The organism is Bradyrhizobium sp. HKCCYLS1011, assembly GCF_051167795.1.
In the GTDB taxonomy this organism is placed as follows: Bacteria; Pseudomonadota; Alphaproteobacteria; order Rhizobiales; family Xanthobacteraceae; genus Bradyrhizobium.
Genome location: NZ_JBNPTT010000003.1, coordinates 692,622 through 709,711, shown reverse-complemented (window position 1 = coordinate 709,711; position 17,090 = coordinate 692,622). Strand labels below are relative to the sequence as shown.

19 protein-coding genes are annotated in these 17,090 nt (G+C 64.9%); 14 read left to right on the top strand and 5 right to left on the bottom strand.

What is annotated here, in order from left to right; translation table 11 throughout:
* Nucleotides 1-11: 11 nt before the first annotated feature.
* Complete coding sequence (locus ACQR1W_RS12140; RefSeq protein WP_434850970.1) at nt 12-422, top strand: (deoxy)nucleoside triphosphate pyrophosphohydrolase; 411 nt, start codon at nt 12-14, stop codon at nt 420-422.
* Between the two features lie 123 nt (nt 423-545).
* Here the strand turns inward: ACQR1W_RS12140 and ACQR1W_RS12135 are convergent, their stop codons facing one another.
* Nucleotides 546-1,400, bottom strand: coding sequence for a methyltransferase domain-containing protein (locus ACQR1W_RS12135; protein ID WP_434850969.1), 855 nt, complete (start codon nt 1,398-1,400; stop codon nt 546-548).
* A gap of 82 nt (nt 1,401-1,482) precedes the next feature.
* On the opposite strand from ACQR1W_RS12135, the gene ACQR1W_RS12130 reads away from it, so the two are divergent.
* The 4 genes from ACQR1W_RS12130 to ACQR1W_RS12115 are packed head-to-tail and all read left to right on the top strand — an operon-like array spanning nt 1,483 to nt 3,965.
* On the top strand, nt 1,483-2,292 hold the full coding sequence (locus ACQR1W_RS12130; RefSeq protein ID WP_434850968.1) for a ComF family protein: 810 nt from the start codon (nt 1,483-1,485) through the stop codon (nt 2,290-2,292).
* Nucleotides 2,293-2,326: 34 nt separating this feature from the next.
* A complete protein-coding gene (gene grxC / locus ACQR1W_RS12125) occupies nt 2,327-2,602 on the top strand; it encodes a glutaredoxin 3 (RefSeq protein ID WP_008973658.1) in 276 nt (91 codons plus the stop codon).
* Entirely contained in the window at nt 2,599-3,477 is an 879-nt protein-coding gene (locus tag ACQR1W_RS12120) for a carbon-nitrogen hydrolase family protein (protein ID WP_434850967.1), read from the top strand. Before grxC ends, ACQR1W_RS12120 begins: the two co-directional genes overlap by 4 nt.
* Nucleotides 3,474-3,965: a DUF1178 family protein gene (locus ACQR1W_RS12115; RefSeq protein WP_434850966.1), complete on the top strand. Its 492-nt coding sequence runs from the start codon at nt 3,474-3,476 to the stop codon at nt 3,963-3,965. The genes ACQR1W_RS12120 and ACQR1W_RS12115 overlap by 4 nt, the downstream gene beginning before the upstream one ends.
* A gap of 54 nt (nt 3,966-4,019) precedes the next feature.
* Here the strand turns inward: ACQR1W_RS12115 and ACQR1W_RS12110 are convergent, their stop codons facing one another.
* Complete coding sequence (locus ACQR1W_RS12110; RefSeq protein ID WP_434850965.1) at nt 4,020-4,919, bottom strand: DMT family transporter; 900 nt, start codon at nt 4,917-4,919, stop codon at nt 4,020-4,022.
* Between the two features lie 226 nt (nt 4,920-5,145).
* Between ACQR1W_RS12110 and ACQR1W_RS12105 the strand changes: the two genes are divergently transcribed.
* Nucleotides 5,146-5,427 (top strand): GIY-YIG nuclease family protein, encoded by a 282-nt coding sequence (locus tag ACQR1W_RS12105; protein WP_434850964.1) that lies wholly within the window; start codon nt 5,146-5,148, stop codon nt 5,425-5,427.
* Nucleotides 5,428-5,542: 115 nt separating this feature from the next.
* On the opposite strand, the gene ubiG is transcribed toward ACQR1W_RS12105, so the two are convergent.
* On the bottom strand, nt 5,543-6,313 hold the full coding sequence (ubiG, locus tag ACQR1W_RS12100; RefSeq protein ID WP_434850963.1) for a bifunctional 2-polyprenyl-6-hydroxyphenol methylase/3-demethylubiquinol 3-O-methyltransferase UbiG: 771 nt from the start codon (nt 6,311-6,313) through the stop codon (nt 5,543-5,545).
* Nucleotides 6,314-6,331: 18 nt separating this feature from the next.
* Nucleotides 6,332-6,799, bottom strand: coding sequence for a PH domain-containing protein (locus tag ACQR1W_RS12095; RefSeq protein WP_008973663.1), 468 nt, complete (start codon nt 6,797-6,799; stop codon nt 6,332-6,334).
* A gap of 173 nt (nt 6,800-6,972) precedes the next feature.
* On the opposite strand from ACQR1W_RS12095, the gene ACQR1W_RS12090 reads away from it, so the two are divergent.
* The 6 genes from ACQR1W_RS12090 to ACQR1W_RS12065 all read left to right on the top strand — a co-directional run bounded on the left by ACQR1W_RS12090 (nt 6,973) and on the right by ACQR1W_RS12065 (nt 14,928).
* Nucleotides 6,973-8,229, top strand: coding sequence for an aspartate kinase (locus ACQR1W_RS12090; protein ID WP_008973664.1), 1,257 nt, complete (start codon nt 6,973-6,975; stop codon nt 8,227-8,229).
* A gap of 302 nt (nt 8,230-8,531) precedes the next feature.
* On the top strand, nt 8,532-10,799 hold the full coding sequence (ptsP, locus tag ACQR1W_RS12085) for a phosphoenolpyruvate--protein phosphotransferase (RefSeq protein WP_008973665.1): 2,268 nt from the start codon (nt 8,532-8,534) through the stop codon (nt 10,797-10,799).
* 64 nt (nt 10,800-10,863) lie between these two features.
* Nucleotides 10,864-11,949: a peptide chain release factor 1 gene (prfA, locus tag ACQR1W_RS12080; protein WP_434850962.1), complete on the top strand. Its 1,086-nt coding sequence runs from the start codon at nt 10,864-10,866 to the stop codon at nt 11,947-11,949.
* 208 nt (nt 11,950-12,157) lie between these two features.
* Nucleotides 12,158-13,042: a peptide chain release factor N(5)-glutamine methyltransferase gene (gene prmC / locus ACQR1W_RS12075; RefSeq protein ID WP_434850961.1), complete on the top strand. Its 885-nt coding sequence runs from the start codon at nt 12,158-12,160 to the stop codon at nt 13,040-13,042.
* A gap of 554 nt (nt 13,043-13,596) precedes the next feature.
* Nucleotides 13,597-14,454: a DUF4167 domain-containing protein gene (locus tag ACQR1W_RS12070; RefSeq protein WP_434850960.1), complete on the top strand. Its 858-nt coding sequence runs from the start codon at nt 13,597-13,599 to the stop codon at nt 14,452-14,454.
* 144 nt (nt 14,455-14,598) lie between these two features.
* Nucleotides 14,599-14,928 carry a DMT family transporter gene (locus ACQR1W_RS12065; protein ID WP_434850959.1) on the top strand — a complete coding sequence of 110 codons (330 nt, stop codon included), beginning with the start codon at nt 14,599-14,601 and terminating at the stop codon, nt 14,926-14,928.
* Nucleotides 14,929-14,974: 46 nt separating this feature from the next.
* Here the strand turns inward: ACQR1W_RS12065 and ACQR1W_RS12060 are convergent, their stop codons facing one another.
* The gene (locus tag ACQR1W_RS12060; protein ID WP_434850958.1) at nt 14,975-15,715 is read right to left on the bottom strand and encodes a class I SAM-dependent methyltransferase; all 741 of its coding nucleotides are present in this window, start codon (nt 15,713-15,715) and stop codon (nt 14,975-14,977) included.
* 149 nt (nt 15,716-15,864) lie between these two features.
* Between ACQR1W_RS12060 and gloB the strand changes: the two genes are divergently transcribed.
* Both gloB and ACQR1W_RS12050 read left to right on the top strand, forming a co-directional pair.
* The gene (gene gloB, locus ACQR1W_RS12055) at nt 15,865-16,632 is read left to right on the top strand and encodes a hydroxyacylglutathione hydrolase (protein WP_434850957.1); all 768 of its coding nucleotides are present in this window, start codon (nt 15,865-15,867) and stop codon (nt 16,630-16,632) included.
* Nucleotides 16,633-16,648: 16 nt separating this feature from the next.
* On the top strand, nt 16,649-17,083 hold the full coding sequence (locus ACQR1W_RS12050; RefSeq protein ID WP_434850956.1) for a cupin domain-containing protein: 435 nt from the start codon (nt 16,649-16,651) through the stop codon (nt 17,081-17,083).
* Nucleotides 17,084-17,090 lie beyond the last annotated feature (7 nt).

The window sequence follows — 17,090 nt, the reverse complement described above, 5'->3', positions numbered from 1 at the left end:
GCATTTCGACGATGACCGACCTCAAGCTCACCCTCGTGGTCGCCTGCGCGCTGATCGATGCCGACAAGCGCGTGCTGCTGGCGCAGCGGCCGCCCGGCAAGACGCTTGCAGGCCTCTGGGAGTTTCCGGGCGGAAAGATCGAACCCGGCGAGCGGCCGGAAGCCACATTGATCCGTGAGCTGCATGAGGAGCTCGGCATCAGCGTGAGCGAGCCCTGCCTCGCGCCACTGACCTTTGCAAGCTATGCCTATGAGACCTTTCATCTGCTGATGCCGCTCTATATCTGCCGGCGCTGGGACGGACAGGTCGCGGCGCGCGAGGGCCAGCAGCTTGCCTGGGTGCGGGCGAGCAAATTGCGCGACTATCCGATGCCGCCGGCCGACATTCCGCTGATTCCGCACCTGCTCGATCTGTTGCTGTGAGGCGAACGTCGGCGGCCCGTTGGGTCGTCATGCCCGGGCTTGACCCGGGCGTCCATCATTCTTCAAAAGGACTTCTCGAAGACGCTGGATCGCCGGGTCAAGCCCGGCGATGACGACGGTGGCTCACATGTCATCGCGTGCGCTTTGGGCCCGCTTCACCGCGTCCTCCAGGCTCGCCTTCGCCGAGCCTGGCTTCAGCGGGGTCTGCTGGCTCTCATGCGGCGCCCAGCCGGAGATCCAGATGATATCGAAGGTGGCGCGGATGCGGCCGTCCGGATCGGCGAAGCGCTCGGCATAGATCTCGGCCATCCGCAGCAGCGTGGTGCGCCGGGTCGGCGTGCGGCGGCGCTCGATCAGGCTGTTGGTGGCGCCCATGCGCCTGAGGTCCTGCATCAGACCGAACGCGTTACGATAGCGCACCACCACGCGATCGACATCGGTGACCGGCAGCGCAAACCCCGCACGCTGCAGCAGGCTGCCGATATCGCGCAAATCGGCAAACGGCGCGACCCTGGGCGACACCCCGCCCTCGCATTCGGCTTCCGCCGCGGCGAAGCTCTGCCGCAACTCGATCAGGCTGTCACCGCCGATCATCGCGGCCAGCAACAGACCGTCCGGCCGCAGGGCGCGACGAATCTGCGCCAGCACGCCGGGCAGGTCGTTGACGAATTGAAAGGCGAGCGCCGACAGTGCGAGATCGAGCGAATTCGGCGCAAGCCCGAGCTCCTCGCGCGCCGTGTCGGGCGCAGCCAGCGCAGTGAAGTTGGCGAATCCCTCGACAAACGGCGCCCGCAGGCCGCCCGGCGTCCAGATGTCGGCCACGGCGGTGAAACGGCGGTTCACCGCCAGCAGGCGGTCGGCCATGTCCTCGACGACCCGCTCCATCAGAAATGTCTCCGGCGCGCCCGCAACGCGCCGCTGGCGCGCGGCGAGCAGCGCGCGGTCGAAAAGGATGGGCGCCGAACTGGAGCTGGTCATCATGTCCCGTGGTTACGCCGATTGCAGCAGCTTCCGCAATCCGGCGCTTGAGCCCCTGCAGCCGTAGCGGTACCGTCAACGCATGGACGCCGTCACCGCTCCTATCCGTTTCGCCAGGCCGAAGCTGCGGGCCGCCTTAGCTGCCGTTCGCGGCACTTGCGCCAATGTGGCGAAGCTTGCGCTCGATATCGCCTTGCCGACGCTTTGCATCTGCTGTCGCGAGCCGGTCGATGGCGAGGGCGTCTGCGCCGCCTGCTGGGGCAAATTGTCGTTCATCGAACGCCCCTATTGCCCCAAGCTCGGCATTCCCTTTGTCTATGACCCCGGCCCCGAGCTGCTCTCAATGGAGGCCATCGCGAGCCCGCCGGCCTATGCCCGGGCGCGAGCTGCCGTCCGCTATGACGACGTCGCCCGCATCCTGGTCCATGCGCTGAAATATCAGGATCGCACCGACCTCGCGCCGATCATGGGGCGCTGGATGGCGCGCGCCGGACGCGACCTGCTTGACGGCGCCGATGCGGTGGTGCCGGTGCCGCTGCACTGGCGCCGCGGGTTCGGCCGCCGGTACAACCAGTCCGGGGCGCTCGGGCGATCAGTCGCGCGGCAAAGCGGCGTCAGGCTGAGGAGCGATCTCTTGCGCCGGGTGCGCGCGACCGAGCAGCAGGTCGGGCTCTCGCGCAGCCAGCGCGCCAGCAATGTGCAGGGCGCCTTCCAGGTATCGCCGGAGCGCTTGGCTGACGTGCAGGGACGGCGGATCGTGCTGGTCGACGATGTCCTGACCACCGGTGCGACAGTCGATGCCTGCGCACGGGCGCTGCTCAGGGCCAAGGCGGCCGAGGTCAGCGTGCTGGTCTTCGCCCGGGTTGTCGATGCACCGCGACCTCCCATATAATCTTGCGCTTTGGAACGAAAGAATCGAGCGCGAGATGACCGCTGCCATTGAAATCTACACCCGTCCGGGCTGCGGCTATTGTTCCGCGGCCAAATCGCTGTTGACCCGCAAGAAGGCCGCATTCACCGAATACGACGCGGGCAAGGACCCCTCGTTCCGGCAGCAGATGTATGATCGGGTCGGACCCGGCTCGACCTTTCCGCAGATCTTCATCGGCGAGGAGCATATCGGCGGCTGCGACGATCTTTACGCGCTCGACCGCGAGGGCAGGCTCGACGCCATGCTGGCAGGGGAGAAGGCGACATCATGAGCACGGATCGCAGCTTCACGGCCGCCCTGGTGCAGATGCGCACCGGGCTTCTGCCGGAGCCGAGTCTCGCGCAGGGCACCCGCCTGATCCGGGAAGCGGCCGCGCAAGGCGCGCAATATGTGCAAACGCCCGAGGTGAGCAACATGATGCAGCTCAACCGGACGGCGCTGTTCGAACATCTCAAGTTCGAGGCTGCGGATCCGTCGCTGAAGGCATATCGCGCGCTGGCCAAGGAGCTGAAGATCCACCTTCACATCGGCTCGCTGGCATTGCGCTTTTCCGATGAGAAGGCGGTCAACCGCTCCTTCCTGATCGGGCCGGAGGGCGACATCCTCGCCAGCTACGACAAGATCCATATGTTCGATATCGATCTGCCGGGCGGCGAGAGCTACCGGGAATCGTCGAACTATCAACCCGGCGAGACCGCCGTCATTTCCGACCTGCCCTGGGGCCGGATCGGACTCACCATCTGCTATGACTTGCGGTTTCCGGCGCTCTATCGCGCGCTGGCCGAAAGCGGCGCGTCGTTCATCTCGGTCCCGTCCGCCTTCACCCGCAAGACCGGCGAGGCGCATTGGCACACGCTGCTGCGGGCCCGCGCCATCGAGACCGGCTGCTTCGTCTTTGCGGCCGCCCAATGTGGCCTGCACGAGAACAAGCGCGAGACCTTCGGTCATTCGCTGATCGTCGATCCCTGGGGCGAGGTGCTCGCTGAAGGCGGCGTCGAGCCGGGCGTGGTCCTGGCGCGCATCGATCCGTCGCGGGTGGAGACGGCGCGCAAGGCGATCCCCTCGCTGCAGCACGGCCGCCGCTTCAGCGTCGCCGATCCCAAGGCCGGCCCCGATCATCTGCACCTGGTCCGGGGATCGGCATGATCCGCTACGCCCTGCGCTGCGAACACGACCACACCTTCGAAAGCTGGTTTCAGAGTTCGTCGGCCTACGAGACGCAGGTCAAGAAGAACCTGGTCGAATGCCCGGCCTGCGGCTCGACCAAGGTCGAGAAGGCGATCATGGCGCCAAGGATCGTCAAAGGCAGCGTCAGCAAGAAGGGCCGCGAGGCCAATCTTCCCGCTCCCGCCCCGGCTCCGGCGGCCGAGATCATCCCACCCGGACAACCGACCTCGCTGATGATGGCGCAGGAGCGCGAGCTGCGCGCCAAGCTGAAGGAGCTGCGCGACCACATCGTCAAGAACGCCGATGATGTCGGCCAACAATTCCCGACCGAAGCGCGCAAGATGCATTATGGCGAGACCGAACACCGCCCGATCTATGGCGAGGCCTCGCCGCAGGAAGCCCGCGAGCTGATCGAGGAAGGCATCGAGGTCGCGCCGCTGCCCGTGCTGCCGGAAGATCGGAATTGAAGGGCGGCGCCCCGTCGCAATGACCGCGGAAGGCGCAGATATCAGGAACGCCTGTTACACCGCGATCAAGAGCGCCACGCCGGCGACGATCAGCAGGATGCCAAACAGCTCGCGCAGCGAGATCGGCTGCTTGAACGAGTAGTACGACACGGCCTGCGCGAACAGCACCTCGATCAGCGCCAGCGTGCGCACATTGGCGGCCGCTGTCAATGCAAAGGCCAGAAACCAGAATTGCGAGGCGAACGCGCCGGTGAAGCCGGCCAGCATCGACGGCCGCCACAGCACGATGATCCCGCGCAGCACCTTCGGCGCGCGCACCAACAGATAAATGCTCAGGATCAGCGTCTGGACGAACAGACCCCACACCAGCGTGTAGGACGCCGAAGTCACGAAGGAGACGCCTTCGACGGTGATGATGGCGCCGCGAAAGCCGACCGCCGAGAGCGCAAAGGAGGCAGCCGCGACCAGGCCGATGATCGTGGGCTTCCATTCGGCGAAGCGCCGCTCGCCGCCCGGGCGCAGCGCGGTGATCACCACGCCCACCGTGGCGATCAGGATCGCGACCAGCTTCGTCGGAGACAGCGGATCGCCCAGGAACACGAAACCGAAGATCGCGGTCTGGATCGCCTCGGTCTTGAGATAGGCCGTCGTGACCACGAACGACCGATCGGTCATGGCGAGCAGCATCAGGCCGGTGCCGAGGATCTGCGTGAGCGCGCCCAACAGCAGCCAAGGCCCGAATGCGAGCGGCGGCCACGGCAGGCGGTCGCCGGTGGTCAGCAGCACGGCGGCCAGAAACAGCAGCGAGAACGGAAAGCCGAACAGGAAACGGATATTGGTGGCGCCCCAGGTGCCGAGCTTCGCCGTCAGCGACCGCTGCATGGCATTGCGCGCAACCTGACCGGCGGCCGCAATCAGCGTGAAGGGAATCCAGAGCGTGGCGAGAGAGGGCATGGAACAGAAGCTGGCAACGGGAAGACTGCCTCACCGTGCCGGGCGCGTGCCGCGGGGTCAACAGGCCCACCGCATGTCAGGATTGCAGGTAGCGCCAATGGCAATTGCGACTTCGAATTTGATCAGCGAAACTCGTCGCAAAGTCGGTGTCGTCCCTGCGAACGCAGGGACCCATAACCACCGGCTTCAGTGATCTCCGACAATCCATCCGCGTGATGGTCCGGCCATGTATTACGTCTATATTCTCGCGAGCGGCCGACATGGCTCCTTGTATATCGGCGTAACCAATTCGCTTCAGAAACGGCTTGAACAGCACCGCAGCGGCCAAGGCTCGCATTTCGTGCATAAGTATGGAGTCTTTCGGCTGGTCTATGTCGAAACATACGATCTCGCCGAAGAGGCGATTAACCGCGAGAAACAACTCAAGCGCTGGAAGCGCGACTGGAAAATCGAACTGATCGAGCGCGACAATCTCGAATGGCGAGATCTCAGCGACTTAATCTCCTAATGCGCCTCGAACTCCGCCCTGTGGTTATGGGTCCCTGCGTTCGCAGGGACGACACCACTTACGTGGCTGCGAACATACTCAAGCTAACGATGAAAGCGAGATTGAGGACCCACCATCACACCATCTGCTCGGCGACCATCATGTAGTTGACGTCCATGTCGGACGACAGGCTCCAGCGGTCGGCGAAGGGGCTGTAGACGACGCCGCTCTGCTCGGTGACGACGAGGCGGTTGTCCAGGAGGTGTTTGGTGAGTTCGTCCGGGGTAACGAACTTGTTCCACTGATGGGTCCCGCGCGGCAGCCAGCGCAGCACGTATTCGGCGCCGACGATCGCCAGCGCAAAGCTCTTCCAGTTGCGGTTCAAGGTCGAGACCACCATCATGCCGCCCGGCTTGAGCACCGCGGCACAGCGTCCGAGAAAGCCGCTGACATCGGCGACGTGCTCGACCACCTCCATTGCCAGCACGATGTCGAACCGCTCGCGCGGATCCATTTCCTCGATCGTGGTGCAGCGATAGTCGATCGACAGATGGCCTTTCTCGGCATGCAGTTTCGCGGCCGCGATGTTGCTCGCGGAGGGATCGACGCCGACCACCTGGGCGCCGAGCCGCGTGAACGGCTCGCACAACAGGCCCGCGCCGCAGCCGATGTCGAGCATGCGCAGCCCCGACAGGCAGTTGAGGCTCTTGGCGTTGCGCGCGAACTTCCGGCAGGCGGCGTCCCGGATATAGGCAAGCCGCAACGGATTGATCTTGTGCAGGGGCGCCATCTTGCCCTTGGGGTCCCACCAGGTCTCCGACAGTTTGGAGAACTTCGCGATCTCGGCCGGATCCACCGACGAGGTCGAGGCGGACGGATTGGAGGAGGTGTCCTGCGGCATAGCCATGCTCAAAACCTCTCCCCGTTACCGTGCGGTGATCGCGTTGCGGAACGCCAGCGGCGCGGCAATGGTCGCTATGGTTTCCCTGCCCTCGCCGACCCCCATGATGGTGACGTCGCCATAGTTGAGGATGCGTCCCATGATGGTCTGGTTGACGTCGACGCTTTCCACCTTGTCCAGCGCGATCTCGAAGGTCCGTCGCTGAATGAAGCCCGTCTTGTGCACGACGCGCTTATTGGTCACGTCGGTCTCGGTGGTCAGGCGATGGAACCAGGCCCTGACGGTCCAATACAGTGCGGCGACCGCAATCACGGCCGCGGCGGCAAGGCATATCATCTGAAGATTGTAGACGGCGGTGAGTTGAGACAGGATGAGAAGCGCGAACACCACGATCCAGGCACCGATTGCGGGTAGATAAAACATCCAATGCGCGTTGGTCGAATACAGCACCTTCTCGCCAGGCTGCAAAATCTCGTCGATATAACGCCCCATTACCCTCGCCTCTACCTCACCACTGGCCCCGGCGGAACAGCCAAAAAGCCTCGATCCAGGAACCTGCTTGCCCCCGGCCGCGCCGCTCTGTATACGCGCCTTTCGGCTGGCGCGCCTGAAGTTTCGCGCCGGCCTACCACCTTATTCTCCCTGAGGGAAATGAGCGCGCCGTCATGAGTCGCCTCGTGCTGAAATTCGGCGGCACGTCCGTCGCCAATATCGACCGTATCCGCAATGTCGCGCGCCATGTGAAGCGCGAGGTCGACGCCGGCCACGAAGTTGCTGTGGTCGTCTCCGCGATGGCCGGCAAGACCAACGAGCTGGTCGCGTGGTGCACCGAGGCATCGCCGATGCATGATGCGCGTGAATATGACGCCGTGGTGGCGTCGGGCGAGCAGGTCACCTCCGGCCTGCTGGCGATCGTGCTGCAGGGCATGGGTATCCAGGCCCGCTCGTGGCAGGGCTGGCAGATCCCGATCAGGACCAGCGACGCCCATGCCTCCGCCCGCATCATGGAGATCGACGGCTCCGAGTTGATCCAGCGGTTCAAGGACCGCAAGGAGGTCGCGGTCATCGCCGGCTTCCAGGGCGTCAACCCTGAGACCAATCGAATCACCACCCTCGGCCGCGGCGGCTCCGACACCTCAGCGGTGGCGATCGCGGCCGCCATCAAGGCCGACCGCTGCGACATCTACACCGACGTCGATGGCGTCTATACCACCGACCCGCGCGTCGTTCCAAAGGCGAAGCGGCTCGACAAGATAGCCTTCGAGGACATGCTGGAACTGGCCTCGCAGGGCGCCAAGGTGTTGCAGGTGAGGTCGGTGGAACTCGGCATGGTGCACAACATGCCAATCTTCGTCCGTTCCAGCTTCGATAAGCCCGAGGACATCGATCCCCATGCCAACCAGCCGCCGGGCACGCTGATCTGCAGCGAGGAGCAAATCATGGAAAATCACGTGGTCACCGGCATCGCCTTCTCCAAGGACGAGGCCCAGATCTCGGTGCGTCAGATCGAGGACAAGCCTGGCATCGCTGCCTCTATCTTCGGCCCGCTTGCCGACGCCAACATCAATGTCGACATGATCGTGCAGAACGTGTCCGAGGACGGCAAGACAACCGACCTCACCTTCACGGTGCCGGCCACCGACTATAAGCGGGCGCGCGAAACGATCTCCGCGGCCAAGGACAAGATCGGCTATCAGCGCCTCGATACCGCCACCGACGTCGCCAAGGTATCGGTGATCGGGAGCGGGATGCGCAGCCATGCCGGCGTGGCCGCGCAGGCTTTTGCCGCCCTGGCGGGCCGCAACATCAACATTCGCGCCATTACAACCTCCGAGATCAAGTTCTCCGTCCTGATCGACGCCGCCTATACCGAGCTTGCGGTCCGCACGCTGCATACGCTCTACGGGCTGGATCAGGTCTAGAAGAAATTTCCCCTGTCACGCCATGTCCCGCTTTGCAACAAGGCGGGACATGGAAACGTGTTGCAAGCGGTCCGAAAGCCGTTGATGCTGGCAGGCGTTTTGCTTGGCAAAACAAGCTCCAATTCGCTATACGGCCACGCAGAACAAGCGCTGCAATTGCGCCCCCGGCGAGGGCTGTCCCGATTCGGGCGGCGGATGAAGCCTACGACGGCGTCGCATCACGAAAGCTGTTGTATTTCGGAAGCTTAGTACCAGATTCCGGCTGACCACCGGACTGGTCCCAGGAAGGGGGATTGTGCCACATGCGAAGCACGTCGGGAGGCCCCCGCGTCTTACTGAGACGGCTTCGCGAGACCATGGCGGAGCAGGTCTCGGCACAGGAGCGCCTGGACAAGATCGTGGTGCTGATCGCGGCCAACATGGTGGCCGAGGTCTGCTCGGTCTACGTGCTGCGCGTCGACAACACGCTCGAACTGTACGCCACCGAAGGTCTGAACCGCGACGCCGTGCACATGACCGTGCTGAGCGCGCATGAGGGCCTGGTCGGCCTCGTCGCCAGCGAGGCCACGCCGCTCAACCTGAGCGATGCACAGAGCCATCCGGCGTTCTCCTACCGCCCGGAGACCGGCGAAGAAATCTACCACTCCTTCCTCGGCGTGCCGATCCTGCGCGCCGGCAACACGCTCGGCGTCCTGGTGGTGCAGAACCGCGCCAAGCGCACCTATGTCGAGGAAGAGGTCGAGGCGCTGCAGACCACCGCGATGGTGCTCGCCGAGATGATCGCCTCCGGCGAGCTTGCCGCGCTGGCGCAGCCCGGCGCCGAGCCCGCCGTCCGCCATTCGATTCACAAGTCCGGCACCGTGCTGTCCGACGGCATCGCGCTCGGCCATGTGGTGCTGCATGAGCCGCGCGTGGTGGTGAACAACTACATCGCCGAGGACCTGCCGAAGGAGATCAAGCGGCTGGATGCGGCGCTCGTCATGCTGCGCGCCGACCTCGACCGCATGCTGGAGCGCGGCGATGTCGCCGACAGCGGCGAGCACCGCGACGTGCTCGAAGCCTACCGCATGTTCGCCAACGACCAGGGCTGGTCGCACAAGCTGCATGAAGCCGTGGCCACGGGCCTGACGGCCGAGGCCGCAGTCGAACGCGTGCAGTCCGACACCCGCGCCCGCATGCTGCGCTCGACCGATCCCTATTTGCGCGAGCGCCTGCACGATCTGGAGGATCTCGGTTACCGGCTCTTGCGCCAACTGGTCGGCCGCGACCACGCACCCTCGCGGGAGCAGATGCCTGACAACGCCATCCTGATCGCGCGTGCAATGGGTCCGGCCGCACTGCTCGATTACGATCGCAAACGGCTGCGCGGCCTGGTGCTGGAGGAAGGCACCGCTAATTCGCACGTCGCCATCGTGGCACGCGCGCTCGGCATTCCCGCCGTCGGCGAGGTGCCGAACGCGCCCGGCATCGCCGATCCCGGTGACGCGATCATCGTCGACGGCACCTCCGGCTCGATCTATGTGCGCCCCTCCAACGAGATCGAAGCCGCCTATGCCGAGCGGGTGCGCTTCCGCGCCCGCCGCCAGGCGCAATATCTCGAGCTGCGCAACAAGCCCTGCGTCACCAAGGACGGCCAGCCAGTCGAATTGATGATCAATGCCGGCCTGGTGATCGACCTGCCGCATATCGACGACACCGGCAGCGCCGGCATCGGCCTGTTCCGGACCGAGCTGCAGTTCATGGTCTCGGCCAATCTGCCGCGCTCGAGCGATCAGCTCGCACTCTACCGCACCGTGCTCGATGCCGCCGGCCAGAAGCCGGTCACCTTCCGCACGCTCGATATTGGCGGCGACAAAGCGCTTCCCTATATGGAGACCGTGATCGAGGAAAATCCCGCGCTCGGCTGGCGCGCGATCCGCCTCGGGCTCGATCGTCCTGGCCTCCTGCGGGGCCAGATTCGGGCCTTGTTGCGCGCCGGCGGCGGCCGCGCGCTGCGCATCATGTTCCCGATGATCTCGGAGGTCCCGGAGTTCGACGCCGCCAAGGCCATCGTTGAGCGCGAGCTGACCTATTTGCGCCAGCACGGCCATACGCTGCCCGAGCGCATCGACGTCGGCACCATGCTCGAAGTCCCCGCGCTGCTCTATCAGCTCGATGAGCTACTCACCAAGGTCGACTTCATCTCGGTGGGCTCCAACGACCTGTTCCAGTTCCTGTTCGCAGTCGACCGCGGCAATGCCAAGGTCTCCGAACGTTTTGATACGCTGTCTGCTCCGATCCTGCGGGCGCTGCGCGACATCGTGCGCAAATCGCAGATCGCCAAGAAGTCGGTTTCGCTGTGCGGCGAAATGGCGTCGAAGCCGATCGGCGCGTTGGCGCTGATTGCGCTCGGCTACCGCTCGCTGTCGTTGTCGGCGACCGGGCACGGCCCCGTGAAGGCAATGATCCTCGAGCTCGACGCCCGCAAGGCCGAGGCGATGATGGATAGGCTGCTCGCCGCTCCCGCCGGCAGCATGTCGATCCGGCAGAAGCTGACCGAGTTCGCCGAGGCCGAAGGCCTGGCTTTGTAGCGGCGCTCGTCAGCGCTTCCGCGTCATTGCCCCGAATCCATTTGTTCCTGAGACAAGAAGAATCATGTCGTCGCTGCCCGAAGCCAAACTGGACGTCCTGCTGGCACATCACGCTTCTCTCGAAGCGGAGCTGCTGGGTCAGGTCAATTCCGACAAATACGTCCAGATCACCCGCGAACTCGCCGAACTCAATCCCGTGATCGATGCGGTGAAGGCCTACCGTGCCGCGGTCAAGGAGCTCGCCGACGCCGAGACGCTGATCGCCGATCCCGCGACCGACGCCGAGATGCGGACGATGGCGGAAGCCGAGCGGGAGGAGCTGGTCGAACGCCGCGCCGAGCTCGAGCAGAAGATCCGCCTGGCGCTGTTGCCGAAGGACGCGATGGACGACCGCAACGTGGTGCTGGAAATCCGCGCCGGCACCGGTGGCGACGAGGCCTCGCTGTTCGCCGGCGACCTGTTCCGGATGTATGAGCGTTTCGCTTCGCTGCAGGGCTGGAAGGTCGAGGTGATCTCGGCCTCCGAAGGCACCGTCGGCGGCTACAAGGAAATCATCGCGGAGGTGCAGGGCCGCGGCGCGTTCGCGAAACTGAAATTCGAATCGGGCGTGCATCGGGTGCAGCGCGTGCCCGACACCGAGACGCAGGGGCGCATCCACACCTCCGCGGCCACGGTCGCGGTGCTGCCCGAGGTCGAGGATGTCGACGTCGACATCAAGACCGAGGATCTGCGCATCGAGACCATGCGCGCGCAAGGCGCCGGCGGCCAGCACGTCAACAAGACGGAGTCGGCGATCCGTATCACCCATCTTCCGACCGGCATCGTGGTGATGATGCAGGACAGCCGCTCGCAGCATAAGAACCGCGCCTCGGCGATGAACATCCTGCGCTCGCGCATCTACGATGCCGAACGGCAGAAGGTGGACGCCGCGCGCTCGGCCGACCGCAAGGAGAAGGTCGGCTCCGGCGACCGCTCCGAGCGGATCCGCACCTACAACTTCCCGCAAGGGCGCGTCACCGACCACCGCATCAACCTGACGCTCTACAAGCTGCCGCAGGTCATTGCCGGCGAAGCGCTGGGCGAGCTGATCGACGCGCTCACCACCGAACACCAGGCCGCACAGCTCGCGGCGCAGGGAGCAGCGGCGTGACCCCGTTCCCCGCATCGTTTGATGTGGTGCGGAGATGTCGCAACGTTTCCAGTGTCGTCCCGGCGAACGCCGGGACCCATAACCACAGGCGATTGTGGTTCGCACGGCGATGGAGCGGCGTCCTCGCTTCCCCTCTGCTGACGGTGGTTATGGGTCCCCGCTTTCGCGGGGACGACACCGAGAACGTCTCGACAGTCCAGGCCCTCTCGTGAGTGGCGTGGCCCCCTCCGTCACCATCGATTCCGCCCGTCGTGGGCTAGCAACACGTTTCGCGGCCGGAGGCGTCGATTCGCCGGAGCTCGACGCGCGCATCCTGGTCAGCGCAGCGCTGGAGCTCGATCTCACTGGGCTGATCACACAAGGCGCGCGTACCCTCACCTCGGAGCAGGCCGCGCAGATCGCGGCGCTTGCCGAGCGCAGGCTCGCGGGCGAGCCGGTCGCGCGTATCCTGGGTTGGAAGGAGTTTTGGGGACTGCCGCTCACGCTCTCAGCCGAAACGCTGGTGCCGCGGCCCGACACCGAGACGGTGGTCGAGCTCGCGCTGGAGCATTTGTCTGCCAGCGGCGATCTGAAGCGAAGGTTGCGCCTCGCCGATCTCGGCACCGGCTCCGGCGCGATTCTGCTCGCGCTGTTGTCGGAGCTGCCGAATGCGTTCGGCGTTGGGACCGACATCAGCCTGGACGCGCTGCTGACGGCACGGACCAACGCGATCCGCCTCGATCTCGCCAGCGGCGCCGGCTTCGTCGCCTGCTCCTATGCCTCGGCGCTGGCAGGTGCATTCGATTTGATCGTATCGAACCCGCCTTACATCCGCGGGCCTGAGATTGCCGATTTGGCGTTCGAGGTGCGTGAGCACGATCCGCACCGGGCACTCGATGGCGGGCCCGATGGGCTCGATGCCTATCGTGCGCTGATCCCGCAAGCCGCAGATCTGCTCCGACCGGGAGGCGCGCTGGTCGTCGAGGTCGGCCGCGGCCAAAGCGATGATGTTGAAAGCTTGATGACAAAGGCCGGCTTGCTTGCAGATTTTACCACCACAAGGTCCGATCTGGCCGGAATTCCCCGCGCGGTGATGGGTCGAAAAAAGCCCTGAGAAGGCGGAATTAACCAGTAAAAACCTCTTGGAATATCGCCGCGGAGCGACTACGTTCCGCTCAAAGCATCGGCGCAGGCCCCCGTAGAGCGGTCCCGGATGGGACGACCGCCACGGATCCACGAAAGCGAGCCGCGCCGGGCGATAGGTTCCAAGACGCAGGTCGGACGAGCGCAATAGCCGGAAATGAGGCTATGTGGCTCGCGACTGCAGAGCGAACGAAAGCCTGATTTTGCGCTTGACGTCTTACACAAAGGAAACTGGGTCTGTCGCAGCAACAGCTGCCTTGGCAGGCTGAAAACGTGGTTCGCCGGCATAGCCGCTGGCGGGTGGGGAACGCGTGTTGAACGCGCTTTGTCGAGACATCGGTCGAGATGATCGTCCGTCGAAGATTCGGCTGTCGATCGCAGCTATCGATCACGTCGACACAGGTCAGATTGCAGCGCAGGACCGCGGCTGGCACGTGCGGCCCGGCGAGGTTGTATTGGCGTAAATATCACAATTCGCAGTGGCATTTCAGTGCTTCTAACACAGGGTTGGAATAAAGGCAGGACATGAGAAACGGTCAAAACAACAAGCGGATGCGCAACCGGAATAACAACAATAATAACCGGCGCGGCCAGAACCCGCTGACCCGTGTGTTCGAATCCAACGGGCCAGACATCAAGATCCGCGGCACTGCCTCCCACGTGGCGGAAAAATACGTCCAGCTTGCCCGCGATGCCCGCTCGTCGGGCGACCCCGTTGCGGCCGAGAACTACTATCAGCACGCCGAACATTATTTCCGCCTGATCGCCGCCGCCCAGGAGCAGCTCCGCCAGAACCAGCCGCAGCCGCGTCACACCGACGATCTGACGGTGGACGATCTCGACGACGAGGGCGATGGCTTCTCGAGCTTCGGCCAGGAACCGGGCTTCGTTCCGGCCCCGCAGCCGCAACCTTTCATGCGCGACCGCGACGGCGGCCAGCGCGATCGGGAGCAGCGCGACAACCAGCCCTATCAGCGCGACCAGCAGCCGCGGGAGCAGCGCGAGCCGCGCGAGCATCGTGAACCCAGAGAGCCACGCGACCAGCGTGAGCCGAGGGAACATCGCGAACCTAGAGAGCATCGGGAGCATCGCGAGCCGAGGGAGCATCGCGAACCCCGCGAGCCGCGAGAGTTTCGCGAGCGCCCGCAGCCGCAATATCAGCCCCAGCCGCAACCGCAGCCCGTGGTCGCCGATAGTAGCGTCGACCGCCTGCCGTCCTTCATCACCGGCCCGCAGCCGCAGATCTCGAACGCGCCGGCCGGCTTCGAAGGTGGCGGCGAGCGCTATCCCCGGCGGCGCCGCCGCCCGCACGCCCCGCGCTCGGCTGAAGCTGCGGCCGCGCCGGCACCTGCGCCGAGCGAAGATTTCAACTCGGGCGAATAGGTCCGCACGGACGTTTCCTCAGCATTCTTGGGCGGGTGGATCCGATGATCCGCCCGCCTTTTTGTTGCCTGCGCGCCCGCTCGAGAGCCGGCCCCGGCATCCGTGTCAGCACCCAGTCACAGTCCGTGTGCTACCGCAGAGCGCATGAAATACACGCTGCTCGCGATCGCGATTCTCGCCGAGGTTCTGGCCACCACCGCCTTGAAACAGTCGGAAGGCTTCAGCCGGCCGCTCTGGACCGCGCTGACCCTGGCCGGCTATGCGATCGCATTCTACTGCCTGTCACTGAGCCTCAAGAGCATCCCAACCGGCATCGCCTATGCCATCTGGTCGGGGGTCGGGATCATCCTGATCTCGCTCTTTGCCTGGGTATCCCATGGGCAGAGGCTGGATGCGCCGGCCATGATCGGCATGGGCTTCATCATCACCGGTGTGGCGGTGATGAACCTGTTCTCCAACGCGACCGCTCAATAGCCGAGCGATAGCCCGGAAGACCCGCGCGGGCGCGGAGCCGCTGTCCTCAGCCGTTGCGGCCGCTGGCCGGCGCCGAGGGCACCAGCACCGGCTCGAGCCTTGGGATCAGCCGGATGCGCTGCCGGCGCGCGGGGATGACCCGGTAGACCTGCTTGGTGGCCTCGATGATCAGCACGCCGGCAAAGGGCAGTGACAGTGCCGCGCCGACCCGCTCCCAGGCCAAGGCCGAACGCAGAAGCCAGCCCCCGCTCACCGGCGGCATGAACAGCGCCTCGCTCCAGCCGGTCGGCGTGAACCAGGTCTGCCGCAAGAGCTCCGTGATCTGCGAGCGCGAATAGGGCCGGCCGTGACCGAACGGGGTGCTGTCGGTGCGCGTCCAAACGCCGCGGCGGTTCGGGATCACCATGATCATGCGCCCGGATGGCGCCATCACCCGCCACACCTCGCGCAGCAGCCCGGCAGGATCGTCCGACATTTCCAGCGCGTGCACGAGCAGGATACGATCGACCGCCGCATCCGGCAGCGGCAGCGCATATTCATCCACCAGGGAGGCCAGCGTCGGCCGCGCAGTGGGCCATTTTAGGACGCCTTGCGCCGCAGGCATGAAGGCGATGCAGCGCTCGGAATCCTCGCGGAACAGACCGAGATAGGGCGTCGGATAGCCGATGCCGAGCACGCGCTGGCCTTTAGCGCTTGGCCACCGCGACCTGATGCCGCGATTGATCAAACGCCGCGCCACGATGCCGAGGTGCTGCGAATAGAAGTTGCGGAGATCGATGACATCCATGGTTTCAATGTAGCACGGCGCGGACGCTATTCGCCCAGCCAAGATTGCGTTGCGTCGGCAGCGCTGACGCCATATCTCTCGCCAATATCTCTCGTGAGGCGTTTGGCACCTGACCATAACGCCGCGCCCAACCCGCCGATGGAGACAACATGGCCGCCGACATCAGCGTCTTTACCTGCCTGTCCGACAATTTCGGCTATCTGATCCACGACCCCGCGACCGGCGCCACCGTATCGATCGACGCGCCGGAGGCGGCGCCGATCATCCGGGAATTGAACGCCAAAGGCTGGCGGCTCACCGACATCCTGATCACCCATCACCATCACGACCATGTCGGCGGTGTCGCCGAGCTCAAGCAGGCCTATGGCTGCCGCGTGGTCGCGCCGCACGACAAGACGGCCAAGATCGCCAATGTCGATCAGCGCGTCGTCCATGGTGACGTGGTCAAGATCGGCGAGCTGCTGGCGCGCGTCCTGGAGACGCCCGGCCACACGCTGGACCATGTGTCCTACGTGTTCGATGCGGAGAAGGCGCTGTTCGCCGCCGACACGCTGTTCTCGATCGGCTGCGGGCGGGTGTTCGAGGGCACCTATCCGATGATGTGGGACTCGCTGTTGAAGCTGCGCGCCCTCCCAGACGACTTCAAGCTTTATTGCGGCCACGAATATACCGCCTCGAATGTCAAATTCGCGCTCACCGTCGACTCCGACAACGAGGCGCTCAAGGCGCGCGCCGAGGAGGTCACCCGGCTTCGCGCCGCCAACCGGCCGACCATTCCAGCGCTGCTCGGCGAGGAGAAAAAGGCCAACGTGTTCCTGCGTGCCGACGATCCCGCGGTCGCGATCAAGCTGCGCATGAAAGGCGCAAGCGCGGAGGAAGTGTTCGGCGAGCTGCGCGAACGCAAGAACAAATCCTAACGAGCCGGCCGCGATCATGAGCACGCTGACAGCCGCCGAAATCATCGCCCAGCTCGGGCTCAAGCCCCATCCCGAAGGCGGGCACTATCACCAGACGTTTCGCGACGCCAAGGTCGATGCGAGCGGACGCGCGGCCTCGACCTTGATCTATTTTCTGCTGGCCCGTGGCGAGCGCTCACATTGGCATCGGGTCGATGCCGCCGAGGTCTGGCACTTCTATGCGGGCAGTCCCTTGACCCTGCGCATTGCCGAGGACGGACGCGAGCCGCAGGCGATTCGGCTGGGCAGCGATCTGCTCGCCGGTGAGCGGCCGCAAGCCGTGGTGCCGGCGCATGCCTGGCAGTCCGCCGAATCGACCGGCGACTGGACCCTGGTCGGCTGCTCGGTTGCACCCGGATTCGAATTTTCGGGCTTCGAACTGGCGCCGCCAGGCTGGACGCCGCCCGGCTGACTGAAGC